The organism is Acinetobacter sp. ABJ_C1_1, assembly GCF_044684115.1.
Taxonomy (GTDB): domain Bacteria; phylum Pseudomonadota; class Gammaproteobacteria; order Pseudomonadales; family Moraxellaceae; genus Acinetobacter; species Acinetobacter nosocomialis_A.
On sequence record NZ_JBITPU010000011.1, the window covers coordinates 37799 to 54211 of the forward strand.

Below are 16413 nucleotides of genomic sequence, written 5' to 3' on the forward strand. Positions count from 1 at the left end.
AAATATTGATCATGACATCTACATGAAGAAAAACACCGAAATATTTGACTTGACCACCTGAAGACTTAAAATACCGCATTTGAATTTCAATATTGCCAAGGTTATGTCGATCGATCAGTTAGAAACGCAAATTGCAGACTTAGACAATTTGCCTGAACACCGTGAAATTGTGACGTTTATGCGTCGTTCAGCACCACTTAATACGTCTCAACGCACGGCATTAGAACAACATCGCGATTTAATTTTGGAATACCCCGTTGGTGACTTACGTCAGCACTTCGAACATCCAGAACGTCCTTTAACTGTTGAAATCGGTTTTGGTATGGGTCGTTCATTAGTGCTTATGGCAAAAGCCAACCCTGAACGCAACTATGTAGGTATTGAAGTACACGTACCTGGTATTGCTCAATGTTTATATGAAGCAGGTATGGCGGAACTTAAAAACTTACGTGTACTCGATGCAGACGCGATTCAAGTTTTACGTGAAATGCCAGACAACAGTATTAACTGTGTACAACTTTACTTCCCAGACCCTTGGCAAAAGAAACGTCATTTCAAACGCCGTTTTGTTATTCATGAGCGTATGCAACTGGTTGAACAAAAACTTGAGCTTGGTGGTACTTTCCACGCAGCAACAGATTGGGAACCATATGCAGAATGGATGCTTGATGTACTCGACAACCGTCCAAACCTTGAAAACTTAGCAGGTAAAGGTAACAGCTACCCCCGACCAGAATGGCGCCCAGTGACTAAGTTTGAACGCCGTGGTATTGAGTCAGGTCATAAGATTAATGACTTTATCTTTAAGAAGATTAAGTAAAATTTAACTATTAGAGACAAAAATGAAGGCATTAAATATTAGTATTTAATGCCTTTTAAAGTTTCTTTAAGATTAAAAAAGAAAAACAAATTGATGGAATATAAATAAAGAATAAAAAATAGGAAATAAATTTTTTATTTTCCTTATATAATTCTATTAATTCATTTTCCCCCATATTCAGATTTTTACTTTCAAATCTATAAACTACACTCATATTTTTTAACGGATAGCTATTTTCTTGTTTTAATTTAACAATTGCTTTCTCTCCTTTTAAACCTCCTAAATCACACTTAACCCTAGATATTAAGTTGCATACCATTACATAATTTATTCTTTTATTCTCTCGATCCTCAGCATAAGCCCAAGTGTCTCCTCCTTGTTTAGAGGTTCCCGTTTTGAAATAACCTGCAACTTCAACTTTATGAGTTTCTGATTCTCTATAACCTTCCTCAATATTATAAAAAAATAAAATTGATATTTTTTCAGGTAGCCCTGTAACCAAAGGAGCTAAAAAAAAGACCATCAAAAAAAATTTAATTTTTATTTCTACAGAAGAATTAATTTTTTTAAAAAAATTCACTTTATAACTTAAAAAAATTGAATTGAAATTTACAATCCATATCATCACAATAGACCATATAGATAAAAATCTTATTCCATAAAAACTCTTATTACTTATTACCCAATAGAGGACTCCTACTGAGTAAAAAATTAAAAATAATAAGTACAAGCTCTTAGAGTTTAGGTTTTTCATTTAAAAATCAACTGACAACACATTTAATTAATATAATTTATTTCTTTTTCTCAATGAAATATCTTCGCCACTTTGAGTTTCACTAGAGTTAAATATTTGCTCTTCTTCTGAAATAGTGCCACATGCTGTGACTAATATTTTTCTAACGTTTGGATGTATATCACGTCTTAAAGAGCCTATACTCATACGTAATCCATATCTTTGGACTTGTTCTGGCTCATTAAGTGCTAAATTTTCATATAACTTCATAATATAAATATTATCAATATTTTGGCCATCAATTTGATCCAAATTTAAATCAGGTTCTTTGGTACTATAAATTTTTTCACCTTCTTCCATTCTTTTCATATTCCTTATCATTTTTAAATCGATTGTTTTAATCGATTTAAGGATTTCTTTATTATCACAACAAAGCTTATCAATAGAGTATTCATCTATACTATAATTACTGTTACTTATTTTTTTCAAACTTGAAAGTGGATAAATTGTTCGCCCATAAGTTATTACAGAATAGTTCATTAGCAAGCTTTTCAAATAATCAATATCCACACGATTATCTTTTGTCCATAAACTTTTTAAATTATTCTTATTTTCTCTTAAATCTTTGCATCTTCTTTTATCTTTCTTACAATCTTTATTATTATAATATTCCTGCATTGTTGCCACTGCTATAACATCCATATTCTCTTCAAATGTTTTATCTATTTTTGCAGTACTTATCACTTCAATAATTTCTTCCTTATTATTAAAATTAAATTTAGAAACATACATTACATTATCATTCACATTAAATCCTTCACGACCATCTCTAATCCAATGTTCCATTTCTATAGCCAAAAAATCTGCTTTTAAATTTATTAACTTTTCTTCATCAGTAAGATATTTATTCTCACTTGTACAAAATCCTTTTTCTTCATTTTTATTAATTATATATTCGTAATATTTATTATTTAAAAAATCAAATATTACGAAAAACACCAATATAGTAAAAAATAATATTTTATATTTCTTCATTTTAATCCCCATTCAAGCCCAAACAACCTTCACGCTTCACAATTAATCAAAACATTAAAACTAACATAAAGACAATAATTCATAATTTTTAATATAAACTATATTACATATCATTATTTATCCTAATCCAACTTCAATTAACACTCAATCTTTCTACAGAAAGATAAACATTAAAATAAACCCTTCCACATTCATCAATAGGATGTGCCTGAGATTCAATATAAATTTCTTTAGGTGGTATATATTTCATGTCCTTAATAAATGTATTAATTTTATATCTATAATAAGAAACTATTAAATAATATTTAGTTATTTTTTGCTTAGAAAGATGACTAACCCCCTTATTTTTAATTACACTCTCATAACTCATAATACTACAACAGTTATATGGATAAAATTTTTGATTATTCTTATCCCCATCTGAAGAAAGTGTCAATAAAAAACTATTTTTATTATTGAGTTGCTGATAAAGATTTTTATTATTTACGTCAATATTGTCTCGTATTTTTGAAAACCCTATTAAAACCACAACACTACCATGAGAAATACCATCTAATACCAAATCCTCATCAAGTATTTTATTTCCTCTTTTTCCTACAGTAACTTTAGAATTAATTGTATTATATGGATTTTCAATTTGACTTTTAAAAGCATTTTGCAAGTCATCAAGATTACGAATATTTTCTTTTAAAACAAATAGATTATAAGTAGCATTATCACTTTTTTCATTATCATCTACTTTATCTTTCGTTTTTTTAAAAATGATATCATCTTTATAACTCTGAAAATAACTTGCCATCGCTCTTTCATACAATTGATTTGTATTAAAATTTTTAGCTTGCAAACAAAAATTTTTCTCTATTTTTCTTTGTTCATAATTTTTTACAATAAAATAGCTACCCCACATTAAAAGTAAAATTAAGGATAATCCTAGAAAAATATACTTTGTATAGATATTCCTAACCACAAGAAGAAGAAATTTAAAAATTAACCATAAGATTAAAAAAAATCCAAAAAAAATTGAAAGCCCCATTAATAATAAATTAAACATATAAAATATTTTTCTCTATCTAAAATACTATTTTAAATTCTCATACAAAACAGTGTAATTTAAGTTGGAGAAAACGACTCGCCGAATTGGCATGCTTGGATTACGTCTTCCCCTATGATCTTGTCTTGATCATCAATTGTAAAATTAAGATACATTCAAAATTTATATTTTCATTTTCAATACATTATTTTAACACTTTCTATACAAAACTATCTGTATATTTTCACCACAAAAGAATAATAAATATCAAAAAAATTATGCTCTTATAGCTAGTATTTGTTCTGGTATCTTTTTATTTTTAAATCTTAAAAAATTAAAGAATCTGTATTACATTCAATTTACTTAAACTCACGAAAAGTCAGATAACAACATGTTAAAAATTTTAGGGCGCGATAACTCAATTAACGTTCGCAAAGTCTTATGGCTATGTGAAGAATTAAATCTTGAATATGAAAGAGAAGACTGGGGTCGAGGCTTTCGTTCTGCACAGTCACCAGAATATTTGCAATTAAACCCAAATGGTCAAATTCCTGTTGTTTTAGATGGCGATTTAGTCCTTTGGCAGTCCAACAGTATTATCCGTTATCTCGCCAATGCTTACGATAAAGAGCATAAACTTTACCCTACTCAAGCAAAAGAAAGGTTCTTTGTTGACCAGTGGATTGATTGGCAAGCGATCGAGCTAAATAACAGCTGGACCTATACGATTATGTCTCTACTTAGACATTCTCCAGATCATCAAGATCCAAACTTATTACAACAAGGTATTGATAATTGGAATCGTCATATGCAGATTCTCGATCAACAACTTGCAAAAACTCAAGCCTATGTTGCAGGTACTGAGTTCACTCTAGCGGATATTCCAATTGGTCTATCTGTACAGCGCTGGAAGGCCACTCCTTTTGACCATCCAACACTTAAACATGTCGACCAATATTTTGAACGTTTAAATCAACGTGCGGGTTTCTTGAAATGGGGAAATAACGGCGAACCTTAATTTTAAATAAGCTTTAAACTGAGTGATGGCGCTTCACGATGCCATCACTTAAAAGTTGATAGACCTGTTTTAAATCATCCCGTTCTGCTTGGGCTAATAACCCCTGATGCATTGCCAAGATATTCTGGTCACCCCTTACCGCAGGTCCAGTTTGCATTTGTTTCGGATCATTTTCAGAGGCTTTTTTTGCTGTTTCCACAATTAATGGATAAAGCAAGCTAAAGTCGACTTGTTCTGCATCCACAATCTGTTTAGCCATATCAAAACAGTAGTTACTAAAATTACAAGCAAACACAGCCGCTAAATGTAAAGTTAAACGTTGTTTTGAAGTGTATTGATATACTCGATTACTTAGGCTATTTGCTAAATCAGAAAGTATTACTAAATCATCGTTATTGGTCGCCTCTACAAATAATGGCGTGGCTTGCCAATCAACGTCTATTTCAAGACTGAAAGTTTGCAAAGGGTAAAACACTCCAGCTTTTTTATGAATATTACTAATAACTTCAATATTGGTACTACCTGAAGTGTGAACCATAAGCGTTTCGGCAAATAACTCATGTACCTGCGTTGCAAGTTCAGCAATAGCACTGTCTGAAACAGCTAAAATAATTAAATCACTTGGTTGAAACTCTTGAAGAGACTGACATGCTTTTGCTTGAATTTGCTCTGCAAACTTCTGGGTTTTCTCAAAATCACGTGCATAGACTTGTACGATGTTATGCCCCTTAGCCAAAAGTGCCTTTGCCAAATGAAAAGCAACACGGCCACTTCCTAACAAACTGATTTTCATGTCAACCCAACAATATTGATCTCTATAAAAAAAGCTTCTCAAAATGAGAAGCTTTTTTCAAATCAGAATTCAATAAAATCAGATTTTTTTATGAATCTATTGATTATTGAGCTACTGAAAACTCAATACGACGGTTTTTAAAGCGTCCTTCTTCAGTTGTGTTTTCTGCAACAGGGTTTTCTGAACCATGGCCTTCGGCAACAAGTTTAGATGCATCTACTCCTTTAGAAACCAAGTAATCTACAACAGCTTGTGCACGGCGTTGAGAAAGGGCTTTATTGGCAGCAGCATTACCTGTTGAGTCAGTGTGACCGCCTACGTTTAATTTCACACTAGTCACTTTATTTAACAGTGTTGCAGCTTGGTCAAGAATGGCTTTGTTATCTGCAGGAATTTCACTTGAACCACTCGCGAAGTTAATAATTTGTAAGTTAAGCGCTTTAACTAAAGCATTTACATCTACATTGTTCGGGTCAATTGAGCCTAAAGCAGTTTGTGAAGCAGTTAAGCTATTACTTACAGATTGCTCAGCTGTTTGTGGTGCAGCTGAAACAACCTCAGTATGAGGAACGAGTGCTTTTACTTTTGCTGTTAAAGCTTCTAAAGCTGCTGCATCACCTGCTTTCAATGTGATTTTGTCACCTACCCATTCTAAAGACGCATTTGGAACACCTTTTAATGCACCGAGCACACCCGCTAATGCATCTTTATCGGTAAATGCAGCAGCATAAGTTTGGCTAGTATCGACATTACAGTCTTTAGTCGCTGAAAGAACTTTTTTAACTTGAGTCTGTAAGGTCGCCAAGAAGCCCTGATCACCAATGCCTGCCTGACATTGACTCACAGCACCTTTATCGTCTGTACTTAAAGTTAAGGTAGCAGGTGCAGCAGCAGCGGCTGCTACACCACTTGCAGGAGCAGTTTCAGGTACAGGTGTCGCCTCTTTATGATGGCAAGAGCGCCATAACCACGCAATTAATAACCCAAGGATAATAAGCGCAATAATAGGTAAGAAACCACGAGATTTACCAGTCGTTTCCGTTGCTGCTGCAAGCGGAGGTGCTGTTGATGAAGTTACTGATGATAAACCCGCACCAATACCTAATGGCGCCAAAAGCCCAACTGCCCACCCCGGCAAGTATGAACGGATTGTTTCAGTATGCTGACGTAAATAGTTCACAATGCTTTGTTGATCACTTCCGGCAACTTCAGAAATCGTATTAAGACTAGGTTTGATTGCACTATTAAGTGTACTTTCAATCTCAGCAGATGGCGCAGTACCACTTAAATGAGTCAGTACAGTATTTTTGATTTGGTCATTATGAGAAAAAAGATCTGATAATGATGGAGCTACACTGTTTTTCAATTGTCCAATAAGATCAGGTTTAGCAGCTAATAGTGAAAGTAAGATTGGATAAAACTTAGAGAGCGCGTTAGTTTTTTCGCCTAGGAATCCATCCTGATTATTCAATATTGTTGATGATACTTTTTCTTTAAGCAGTTCTATAGGGTTTATCGACATTGTTTATTCTCCCGAATCTTATACGTCGTAACCAGCAATTTTTTGATTATTCAAATACTTCTATTTGCTGATAGTTTTTTATTCTAATGCGCTCGAAATCTTTTGTTGTCTTTTAAATAATTTATATACAATTTTCCATCTAGTATTTACAAAACAGGCAGATCGTTATGATCTACCTGTTTATATTTTGAATAAGCTTTTAGCTGTTAGAAACTACATAGCAAAAGTCTGTAACACTTTACCAGTAAGGTTTTGACCCAGTAATGGCGTGTTTTTCCCTTGAGATAAAATAGTGTCTTTGCTTAAGGTCCAGCTTAATTCAGGATCGACTAACACCCACCCTGCTTCAGCTTGCCAACGCGCAGTCATGTTTGCTACCTGTGCAGGAGCACTTGTTACTTTAGTAACCCACTCAAGCGGCTCAAACAAACCTTCATTAATAAGCTGAATACCTAAAGCTACATAAGTATCAAATGCACTAATACCCGGTTGAGTTTCAGCAAATGGTGCCATTTTCGCTGAACTGCTTAAAGGTTCATGATGTGTACAAATTGCATCAATGACACCTTGTTTTAAACCTTGGCGTAAAAGTTCTTTATCTTGCTCAGAACGTAATGGTGGACGAACATGTGCAAGTGAATTGAAGCCATCAGTTAATTGTTCTGTTAAATGCAACTGATGCATTGCTACATCGGCAGTGACAGGTAAACCTTTTGCTTTTGCTGCACGAATTAATTCAACCGACGCACCGCAAGACAACAAACCGAAGTGAGCTTTAACACCTGTTGCTTCAATCATAAGCAGGTATTTTGCAATCGCTACAGTTTCAGCAATTGCAGGAATCATCGGCAAACCTTGACGCGATGCGATAAAACCTTCATGAGCGCAGCCATCTTTAGCAAGTTGCGGTTCTTCAGCATAGAACACGACTGTTAAACCAAGACCAGCGGCATACTCTAATGTACGTACAACAACATCATCATTTTCAAAAGCAGCATTCGCATTTGATACAGCAGTACAACCACCCTTTTTAAGGCCTGCCATATTTGCTGGTTGCTTACCATTTAAGCCTTGAGTCTGAGCACCAATGATATGCATGTGAATACCACCATCAAGCCAAGCTTTTTCAACCAAGCCATGAATGAGGGCGCCATTGTCTTGAACAATTGGCTTTGAGTCTGGTGGGGTAATGACATGCAAAATACCATTAGCACGTGCAGCCTTCCCTTCAGATTTAAGCGTACCATGCTGTTGCTGACCTGGTTCACGCAGACGTGCACACAAATCAACCATGGTTGGCATTAACCATTTGCCTTGACCATCAATGATTTGTTCAACCTGTTCAACTGGAGCAATCAACTTACCGTCTTGAATATATACAGTTTGTACGCTGTCTGTTTTTTGGATTGGGTCTAACACACGTACATTTTCAATTTTTACAATACTCATGTGATCCATCCTTACAACGCAATCGCTTCAATTAAACCTTGTTCTTGAAGTTGCCCTTGCATAGACAACGCCAGTACAGCCATACGAACTGCAATACCGTTAGTGACTTGTTTTAAAATCACAGACTGTTCACCATCGGCAATACTCGAATCAATTTCTACCCCACGATTCATTGGACCGGGATGCATAACAATACAGTCCGGTTTAGCTAAACTAAGGCGCTCTTTGTTTAAGCCATACATTCTGTAAAATTCAGATTGCGAAGATAACGCTGGTGAATCAATACGTTCATTTTGAATACGTAAAGCAATAATCACATCACAACCTGTAATGCCTTCGTCCATGTTATTAAACAAACGAACATGCTCACCATATTCTGAAAAACCAACTGGCAATAATGTATTCGGAGCAATCACACGAATGTCTTTACATCCAAGAGTTTGAAGTGCTGCCACATCTGAACGTGCTACGCGAGAGTGTTTAATGTCACCGATAATGGCAACACTTAAGTCTTCAAATGGTTTTTTTGTTTCACGGCGAATCGTGAGCATATCAAGCATCGCTTGCGTTGGATGAGCATGACGTCCATCTCCGGCATTAATAATTGCGACTTTTGGACATACATCTTTAGCAATGAAATGTGCAGCACCCGAAGATGAATGGCGGACTACAAATATATCTGCAGCCATTGCCTCAAGGTTCCAAAGCGTATCTCGTAAAGTTTCACCTTTAGATGTGCTTGAACGTGCAATATCAATGTTCAATACATTGGCAGACAAACGCTTTGCTGCTGCTTCAAAAGTAGTACGGGTACGAGTCGAATTTTCAAAGAAGAGATTCATCACCGTCCGTCCTTCTAAAAGCGGGCGGTTGATTAAATTATTATTATCGTCTAAAAAGCTTTGCGCGGTATCTAAAATCTTAGTGAGGTTTTCTTTTGAAAGGCCCTCAATCGTTAAAAAATGTTTTAAATTTCCGTCTTGATTGAGCTGAACCTGGCTCGGTTGATGCAACGCTGCAATATGCATAATGGATTCCTATGGGTCGAATCGCGAAAACGTGCATAGTGTAGCTGAATTCCAGCTTTTTCGCAGAAGAACTTTACAGAATAAGACCCTAAATTGACCAGAAAATTTAGGGCCATGCCAAGATTACCTTAAAGCACCAATATAATGATGTGGAACTTGTGCCCGATAAATGTCTTCAGCCGTGATTTCTGTTTCTTCGCTCACTTGAACATTGGCAGTGATTTGTTTTTTAGGAAGCTCTGGTATTGAGTCAGTCAATGAATTTAATCGCTCAACATAGCGTTTTAATTCATCGTCATCTGTTTCCAAGGCTAGCGCCATTACATACTTTGCATAATCTCTATTTTGGACCACATACAACGCATCTATGACCCGCCCCGTGACCCTACGCATACGTACATATATTTGTGTGGACACTGAAAAAGCTTCTGCATTGGTTACAAAACCATTCCCCATCATATCTTTCATTTATATTCCCCTATGCTTTTTAAATCATAAAATTGGTTAAAAACCATTTATTAAATAAGTTTTACTCATAGGGATTTAGCAAAATACATACCAGTTTTTGTTTTTTAAGCTTTAAATATCAGTTTATTGGTTGCCAAGTGATAGGTTGCAATAATTTAAAAACCTTTACACATCAAAATAAGTTAAACTTTGCATCGTTAATATTTATATGTTTTGGTCAATCGAGTTTATGAATACCTCTTTACGTTTAAACCACTATTGGATTACTTGTGCTGATGGTTTAGAAACCCTCTTACAAGAAGAAATAGAACAGCTTGGCACCAAAGTGACAGAACGTAAAGCTGGACGTTTAATCATTGAAGGAACGCTTGAGCATGCTTATCGCATTTGCATGTGGTCACGTCTCGCTTCTCGTGTTTTACTTCCAATTCATACTTATGAACTTGAACATACTCATGATGCACGTGATGTAGCAGAAGAGCTTTACGAAGGTGCAATGAGCTTTGACTGGTCACTTATTTTTGCACCACAAAGTACCTTCGCTATTCGCTTACATGCAGAGCGTGAAATTAAAGTTAATACCCAATTTGCAACGCTTAGAGCAAAAGATGGTGTGGTTGATTCCTTTATGGAAGCTGTAGGCCGTCGTCCAAGTATTGATACTAAACAGCCAGAAATTACGTTATATGTGCTTGCAGGTAAGACTGAACATACTTACTGCCTAGATTTATCTGGTGACTCATTACATAAACGCGGCTACCGTCGTTATATGACGGATGCACCGATTAAAGAAAACCTTGCTGCAGCAATTTTACAAAAAGCCAAGCTCAAAGAACGTAATCCAGAGCTTATCTTCGACCCAATGTGTGGTTCAGGTACTTTTATCATTGAAGCATTAATGATTTTAACTGATCGCGCACCTGGTCTTGTTCGCCGTTTTGGCTTTAATGGCTGGCATGGTCATGACCGTGAACTTTGGCTTTCGCTCAAAGCTGAAGCAGCAGAGCGTCATGAAAAAGCCCTTGAGCAGCCACTACCTAAGTTTTATGCGTTTGATGCGGACTGGGAAGCTGTAAAAGCAACACGCGAAAATATTATTGCGGCGGGCTTTGAAAAATTACTAGGCCAAATCCAAATTGAAGAACGTACTTTAGCTGACTGGCCAGATTTTGCTGCTGAAAAGAAAACAGCTTTTATTGTGACTAACCCTCCATATGGTGAACGTTTAGGTGATAAAGCATCAAACCGCTCTCTATATTTAGGTCTATCTGCACTTTTACAAAAACATTTCCCAAATCAATATGCAGCCATTATTGCAGCTCAAATTGAACAAGCAGATGTTTTAGCTTTTGAAGCGCCTGAAACTTTACGTTTAATGAATGGTAAGTTACCAATTTACATTCGTTTCGGTGCAATCAAACCAGAAAAAGTAACACAGCCATTCTTAGCAACTTGGCAAGCTCAACCTGTTGAAATGGAAGAAGCTCAAGACTTTGCTAACCGTTTGCAAAAAAATATGACTGCCTTGAAAAAATGGGCTACTAAAGAAAATATTTATTGCTTACGTTTATATGATGCCGACTTACCTGACTTTAATGTCGCTGTAGATTTATATGGCGATCGCTTACATGTTCAGGAATATGCGCCACCAAAAACTATCGATCCTGAAAAAGCAAAAAAACGTTTTAATTTAGCGCTTGCTGTAATTCGTGCTGTTACCGGTTTAAACCGCGACGCTATTTTTATTAAAACGCGTGCTCGTCAAACAGGTTCCAATCAATATACGAAACAAAGTACGGCTTCAAAACGTTTTATCGTTCAAGAAGGTAAAGCTAAAATTTTAGTAAACCTAACTGACTATCTTGATACAGGTTTATTCCTTGACCACCGTCAAATGCGTTTACGTATTGCTCAAGAAGCTCGTGGTAAACACTTCCTGAACTTATATAGTTATACCTCTACAGCTAGCTTACATGCAGCTTTAGGCGGTGCTGCAAGTACTACAAGTGTCGACTTATCGAACACGTACTTGAGCTGGTCTAAAGAAAACTTCGTTTTAAATGGTTTAACTGTAGATCATGCAGATGAACAACACATGTTCTTTGCAAGTGACTGTTTTGAGTGGCTAAAAGAAGGTCACGAACAATACGACCTTATCTTTATTGACCCACCTACTTTCTCTAACTCTAAAAAGTTCTACGGTACTTTCGACGTACAACGCGACCATGTTTCTCTTATTAAACGTGCAATGAACCGTTTAACAAGTGAAGGTACGCTTTACTTCTCAAATAACTACCGTGGCTTTGAGATGGATGAAGAGATTGAAGCGCTATACGACGTTGAAGAAATTACGTCTGAAACGATCGGACTTGATTTTAAACGTAATCAAAAAATCCACCGCGCATGGAAAATTCAGCATTTAGGATTGAATTAATATAAATTTGGCGGGAAGTTATCATTACTTTACGGTAATGATAACTTCGCCATGTACATTTTTCGGTTCAAACTCATAACGTGTAAAACGGTCCGCTCGATCTGGTAGTGCAACCATTTCTAATTTTTTCTTTTCTTTAATATCTATCACCTGATTTTGTTTTTGTTCTTGATAAGGTGATAACACACTCGATCTTAATGAGTTCCAGCGAACTTCTTGTAAATAATTATCTCCTAATTCTTTACGAGCTTGATGCTGTTCTGTTTCAGGTTTCTTGGCATCATCTTGAGCTTTAGCAATAATGACGGGTAAAGATGTAGTGACCGCTCCTGTTTGGGTTGAAAGCGCACTTTCCGTCATTGGTTGTGCTGCCCATGTATTTGATAACGATACAAATACACCACTCAAAATTCCCAGCATATACCCTTGTTTATTATTCATTAGCTACTTCCTAAAATTGTTATTGTTCGTTATATCGAATCAAACTAGCAACTTTTTAACCTTGTCGCAATGTTATAAAGAAACTTCCCGATAATTAGCATTGATCATTTTAAAACCTGAAACTCTTCACAGGCTTTTTGTGAATATTCAAGTTGTTTTATAGATTGTTATCTCAGACTTGAACCATTCTCCTAAATCACTTACTGTGATTTTATAATTTATTTGTATTTGATTTTATTTATAAATACACACCATGTGAGGTGAAATAATGCTTCAGCAGTGCTGCCAATTACTAGAAGATCTCCAACTTAAAGTCGCATTTATTGAAAGTGCTAGCTCGGGCTACTTAACCAGCCAGTTTTCGATTCATAAAAATAGTGGTGCTGATATTTTACTGGGCGGTTTGGTCAGTTATGACCCCAGCATTAAAATTAGTATTTTAAAAGTGGACCCAAAGTTAATCGATATGTACACGGCAGAATCACCACAGGTTACAGAAGAAATGTGTAAGCTGGGTCAAACCCTATTTCAACAAGCCGATATTATTGTAAGTTGTACAGGTTTACTCAAACATGGTGGTAGTGAAACTACTGAAAAACCTGTAGGTACCTTTTTTATCTGCATTTCTTACCAAGGGCGTATTTATCATTATCCTTATTTTTTATCAGGTCATGCCGAACAAAAACTTAAAACACTCACGCAAAAAGTAGCCAACTCAATTATTACGCTTGTATCTTCAAATCAGCCTAAAATTTAAATATAAAAAAAGAGAATATGTTTCCATATTCTCTTTTCGGTTTTAGCAGAAAAACTTAGCTGAGTTTCATTTTATCAAAGACCAAGTGACCATGATCACCTTTAACTAAAATGGTATCGCCTGCAACGAACTCACCTGACAAGATTTTTTGAGCTAATGTGTTTTCAACCTGTTGTTGAATTGCACGTTTTAATGGACGTGCTCCGTATACAGGATCGAAACCAGCATCAATCAATAAGTCAAATGCGCTGTCATCTACAGTTAAGCTCATATCACGATCAACAAGACGTGAACGTAAACGATCTAATTGAATATCTGCAATACCACGAATCTGTGCTTTTTTGAGTGAATGGAAAATCACAAGCTCATCAATCCGGTTAATAAATTCCGGACGGAAATGCTGACTTACCGCATTCATCACGACTGTACGCACTTCATCATCAGTTGCACCTTCGCCAAGCTCACGTACATCTTGTGAACCCAAGTTCGATGTCATCACAATAACAGTGTTTTTAAAGTCCACTACTCGACCTTGTGAGTCTGTTAAGCGTCCGTCATCCAACACTTGTAGCAAGATATTGAATACATCTGGATGCGCTTTTTCGACCTCATCAAACAACACCACACTATATGGTTTACGGCGAACAGCTTCGGTTAAAACACCACCTTCTTCATAACCAACATACCCTGGAGGCGCACCAACTAAACGGCTAACAGAGTGTTTTTCCATGAATTCACTCATGTCGATACGAATCATGGCATCATCACTATCAAACAAGAAGTTAGCTAAAGCCTTAGTTAACTCAGTTTTACCTACACCTGTTGGACCTAAGAACAAGAATGATCCACTAGGACGATTCGGGTCAGATAAACCTGCACGTGAACGACGAACTGCATTCGATACCGCAACAACAGCTTCATCTTGCCCAACAACACGGTCATGTAAAAACTCTTCCATATGAAGGAGTTTTTCACGCTCACCTTGCATCATTTTAGCGACTGGAATACCCGTTGCAGCACTCACAACTTCAGCAATTTCGTTTTCAGTCACTTTAGTACGAATGAGTTTTGGCTCTTCGTTTTCTTCAGCAACTTCGTCTTGCTCAAGTTGTTTTTGAAGCTCTGGAATTACACCATATTGCAAACGTGCTGCTTCAGCCAAATCACCTTCACGCTGAGCTTTTTCAAAAGCAATACGCGCTTTATCAAGTTCAACCTGAGCCTGTTTGGTACCTTCGACCAAAGTTTTTTCAGATTTCCATACTTCTTCGAGATCGTTATATTCTTTCTGAACTTCAGCGATCTGTTTTTCAAGATGAGTAACTTCGGCTTTACTGCCTGCATCTTCATCTTTTTTCACCGCTTCTAATTGCATTTTTAGCTGGATTAAACGGCGGTCAAGCTTATCAAGTGCTTCAGGTTTAGAGTCAATCTCCATTTTGATACGAGAAGCTGCTTCATCGATCAAATCAATTGCCTTATCTGGTAATTGACGGTCTGTAATATAGCGATGAGACATTTTCGCCGCAGCAATAATCGCTGAGTCTAAAATTTGCACACCATGGTGAGTCGCATATTTCTCTTTTAGACCACGTAAAATCGCAATGGTATCTTCTACACTTGGCTCATCAACCAATACTTTTTGGAAACGACGCTCTAAAGCTGCATCTTTTTCAATGTATTGGCGGTATTCGTCTAAAGTAGTCGCACCCACACAGCGTAACTCACCTCGAGCCAATGCAGGTTTCAACATGTTCCCTGCATCCATCGCGCCATCGCCTTTACCTGCGCCTACAAGCGTATGTAGCTCATCAATAAACAGGATGATTTCGCCTTCGTGTTTTGCCAAATCTTTTAAAACTGCTTTTAAGCGTTCTTCAAACTCACCACGATACTTCGCACCAGCAAGTAATGAGCCTAGGTCTAGGGATAAAACACGTTTATTTTTTAAACCCTCTGGCACTTCACCATTCACAATACGTTGTGCTAAACCTTCAACAATAGCGGTTTTACCAACACCTGGCTCACCAATGAGTACAGGGTTGTTTTTTGTACGACGTGACAAGACTTGAATGGTACGACGAATCTCATCATCACGCCCAATAACCGGATCAAGTTTTCCAGATAAAGCCCGCTCAGTTAAATCAATCGTATATTTATTAAGTGAGTCACGTTGGTCTTCGTGATTATTACTCATGACTTTGTCACTACCTCGAATATGTTCAATTACTTTGTGTAAGCTGTCGGGAGTTACACCTACGGCACTTAAAATATTTTTTGTTTCGCCAGTTTCTGCCAAGCCTAATAAAACCCAGTCAGTTGACAAAAACTCATCGCCAGCTTTTTGCGCGTATCGATCTGCCAAGTTGAGTGCTTTAACTGCTTCTGGGTTTAAATTGACATCGCCCGTCGGGTTAGCAATAGTCGGAGCATCTTTTAAAGCCTGCTCTAGCTTTTGTTTAAGTTCAGGTAACCGTGCACCTGCTTGTTGCAACAAACTAATATTGGACGGCTCTTCCAATAAAGTACTCAAAATATGAATACCTGCTATAGCTGTATGGTCTTTACCCATCGCTAAGGATTGAGCATCTGAGAGGGCTTGCTGCAAGCGGTTCGTAAATTTTTCAAATCGCATTCTTGTTATTCCTCACAACAAATTTGTACTTGTCTAATAGATGGGAACACTTTTTCGGATTTCAAATAAATTTTTATATATTTTTCATAATGTTATAAAAATAACAATAAGTAAAACTCCATTATAATATGGGTTTATGAGTGATCTATTTCAAGTATATTTTGTATAATTTTTAAGAGAAAACAAAAACCTGATATTTCATCTGAATTTTTATCATAAATGGCAATTTTAAAGCCGTAATATATTTAAT

The 16413-nt window shown here is 36.3% G+C and carries 14 protein-coding genes; 4 read left to right on the top strand and 10 right to left on the bottom strand.

The genetic code is table 11. The annotated features are described in order from the left end of the window. Positions 1–103 precede the first annotated feature (103 nt). Positions 104–820 (top strand): tRNA (guanosine(46)-N7)-methyltransferase TrmB, encoded by a 717-nt coding sequence (trmB, locus tag ACG59Z_RS12985; protein ID WP_400199748.1) that lies wholly within the window; start codon positions 104–106, stop codon positions 818–820. Between the two features lie 55 nt (positions 821–875). On the opposite strand, the gene ACG59Z_RS12990 is transcribed toward trmB, so the two are convergent. From ACG59Z_RS12990 to ACG59Z_RS13000, 3 genes are all read right to left on the bottom strand, one after another. Beyond that, positions 876–1445: a hypothetical protein gene (locus tag ACG59Z_RS12990; protein WP_146134248.1), complete on the bottom strand. Its 570-nt coding sequence runs from the start codon at positions 1443–1445 to the stop codon at positions 876–878. A gap of 156 nt (positions 1446–1601) precedes the next feature. Then, a complete protein-coding gene (locus ACG59Z_RS12995) occupies positions 1602–2588 on the bottom strand; it encodes a hypothetical protein (RefSeq protein WP_400199749.1) in 987 nt (328 codons plus the stop codon). A gap of 133 nt (positions 2589–2721) precedes the next feature. After that, positions 2722–3639: a hypothetical protein gene (locus tag ACG59Z_RS13000; RefSeq protein WP_400199750.1), complete on the bottom strand. Its 918-nt coding sequence runs from the start codon at positions 3637–3639 to the stop codon at positions 2722–2724. 370 nt (positions 3640–4009) lie between these two features. Here ACG59Z_RS13000 and ACG59Z_RS13005 point away from each other — a divergent pair, with 370 nt between their 5' ends. After that, entirely contained in the window at positions 4010–4636 is a 627-nt protein-coding gene (locus ACG59Z_RS13005; RefSeq protein ID WP_263613296.1) for a glutathione S-transferase, read from the top strand. Positions 4637–4649: 13 nt separating this feature from the next. Here ACG59Z_RS13005 and ACG59Z_RS13010 read toward each other — a convergent pair whose 3' ends face one another. The 5 genes from ACG59Z_RS13010 to ACG59Z_RS13030 all read right to left on the bottom strand — a co-directional run bounded on the left by ACG59Z_RS13010 (position 4650) and on the right by ACG59Z_RS13030 (position 9896). Further along, positions 4650–5429 (bottom strand): Rossmann-like and DUF2520 domain-containing protein, encoded by a 780-nt coding sequence (locus tag ACG59Z_RS13010; protein WP_400199751.1) that lies wholly within the window; start codon positions 5427–5429, stop codon positions 4650–4652. Positions 5430–5532: 103 nt separating this feature from the next. Next, a complete protein-coding gene (locus ACG59Z_RS13015; protein ID WP_400199752.1) occupies positions 5533–6951 on the bottom strand; it encodes an OmpA family protein in 1419 nt (472 codons plus the stop codon). A gap of 213 nt (positions 6952–7164) precedes the next feature. Then, positions 7165–8400, bottom strand: a complete 1236-nt coding sequence (locus ACG59Z_RS13020) for a dihydroorotase (protein ID WP_400199753.1) — start codon at positions 8398–8400, stop codon at positions 7165–7167. Between the two features lie 11 nt (positions 8401–8411). Next, positions 8412–9428 carry an aspartate carbamoyltransferase catalytic subunit gene (locus tag ACG59Z_RS13025; protein WP_263613292.1) on the bottom strand — a complete coding sequence of 339 codons (1017 nt, stop codon included), beginning with the start codon at positions 9426–9428 and terminating at the stop codon, positions 8412–8414. A 123-nt stretch (positions 9429–9551) separates the two neighbouring features. Continuing rightward, positions 9552–9896: a hypothetical protein gene (locus tag ACG59Z_RS13030; protein WP_400199754.1), complete on the bottom strand. Its 345-nt coding sequence runs from the start codon at positions 9894–9896 to the stop codon at positions 9552–9554. 229 nt (positions 9897–10125) lie between these two features. Here ACG59Z_RS13030 and rlmKL point away from each other — a divergent pair, with 229 nt between their 5' ends. Further along, positions 10126–12330 carry a bifunctional 23S rRNA (guanine(2069)-N(7))-methyltransferase RlmK/23S rRNA (guanine(2445)-N(2))-methyltransferase RlmL gene (gene rlmKL / locus ACG59Z_RS13035; RefSeq protein WP_400199755.1) on the top strand — a complete coding sequence of 735 codons (2205 nt, stop codon included), beginning with the start codon at positions 10126–10128 and terminating at the stop codon, positions 12328–12330. A 24-nt stretch (positions 12331–12354) separates the two neighbouring features. Here rlmKL and ACG59Z_RS13040 read toward each other — a convergent pair whose 3' ends face one another. Beyond that, positions 12355–12771 carry a hypothetical protein gene (locus tag ACG59Z_RS13040; protein ID WP_263613289.1) on the bottom strand — a complete coding sequence of 139 codons (417 nt, stop codon included), beginning with the start codon at positions 12769–12771 and terminating at the stop codon, positions 12355–12357. A 268-nt stretch (positions 12772–13039) separates the two neighbouring features. Here ACG59Z_RS13040 and ACG59Z_RS13045 point away from each other — a divergent pair, with 268 nt between their 5' ends. Continuing rightward, positions 13040–13528, top strand: a complete 489-nt coding sequence (locus ACG59Z_RS13045) for a CinA family protein (protein ID WP_396522643.1) — start codon at positions 13040–13042, stop codon at positions 13526–13528. Positions 13529–13583: 55 nt separating this feature from the next. On the opposite strand, the gene clpB is transcribed toward ACG59Z_RS13045, so the two are convergent. After that, entirely contained in the window at positions 13584–16163 is a 2580-nt protein-coding gene (clpB, locus tag ACG59Z_RS13050; RefSeq protein ID WP_400199756.1) for an ATP-dependent chaperone ClpB, read from the bottom strand. Between the last annotated feature and the right edge of the window lie 250 nt (positions 16164–16413).

What these genes read in the sequence shown, in the direction of transcription:
- trmB (WP_400199748.1), top strand. Translation starts at nt 104, where the DNA reads ATGTCGATCGATCAGTTAGAAACGCAAATTGCAGACTTAGACAATTTG.
- ACG59Z_RS12990 (WP_146134248.1), bottom strand. Translation starts at nt 1,445, where the DNA reads ATGATATGGATTGTAAATTTCAATTCAATTTTTTTAAGTTATAAAGTG.
- ACG59Z_RS12995 (WP_400199749.1), bottom strand. Translation starts at nt 2,588, where the DNA reads ATGAAGAAATATAAAATATTATTTTTTACTATATTGGTGTTTTTCGTA.
- ACG59Z_RS13000 (WP_400199750.1), bottom strand. Translation starts at nt 3,639, where the DNA reads ATGTTTAATTTATTATTAATGGGGCTTTCAATTTTTTTTGGATTTTTT.
- ACG59Z_RS13005 (WP_263613296.1), top strand. Translation starts at nt 4,010, where the DNA reads ATGTTAAAAATTTTAGGGCGCGATAACTCAATTAACGTTCGCAAAGTC.
- ACG59Z_RS13010 (WP_400199751.1), bottom strand. Translation starts at nt 5,429, where the DNA reads ATGAAAATCAGTTTGTTAGGAAGTGGCCGTGTTGCTTTTCATTTGGCA.
- ACG59Z_RS13015 (WP_400199752.1), bottom strand. Translation starts at nt 6,951, where the DNA reads ATGTCGATAAACCCTATAGAACTGCTTAAAGAAAAAGTATCATCAACA.
- ACG59Z_RS13020 (WP_400199753.1), bottom strand. Translation starts at nt 8,400, where the DNA reads ATGAGTATTGTAAAAATTGAAAATGTACGTGTGTTAGACCCAATCCAA.
- ACG59Z_RS13025 (WP_263613292.1), bottom strand. Translation starts at nt 9,428, where the DNA reads ATGCATATTGCAGCGTTGCATCAACCGAGCCAGGTTCAGCTCAATCAA.
- ACG59Z_RS13030 (WP_400199754.1), bottom strand. Translation starts at nt 9,896, where the DNA reads ATGAAAGATATGATGGGGAATGGTTTTGTAACCAATGCAGAAGCTTTT.
- rlmKL (WP_400199755.1), top strand. Translation starts at nt 10,126, where the DNA reads ATGAATACCTCTTTACGTTTAAACCACTATTGGATTACTTGTGCTGAT.
- ACG59Z_RS13040 (WP_263613289.1), bottom strand. Translation starts at nt 12,771, where the DNA reads ATGAATAATAAACAAGGGTATATGCTGGGAATTTTGAGTGGTGTATTT.
- ACG59Z_RS13045 (WP_396522643.1), top strand. Translation starts at nt 13,040, where the DNA reads ATGCTTCAGCAGTGCTGCCAATTACTAGAAGATCTCCAACTTAAAGTC.
- clpB (WP_400199756.1), bottom strand. Translation starts at nt 16,163, where the DNA reads ATGCGATTTGAAAAATTTACGAACCGCTTGCAGCAAGCCCTCTCAGAT.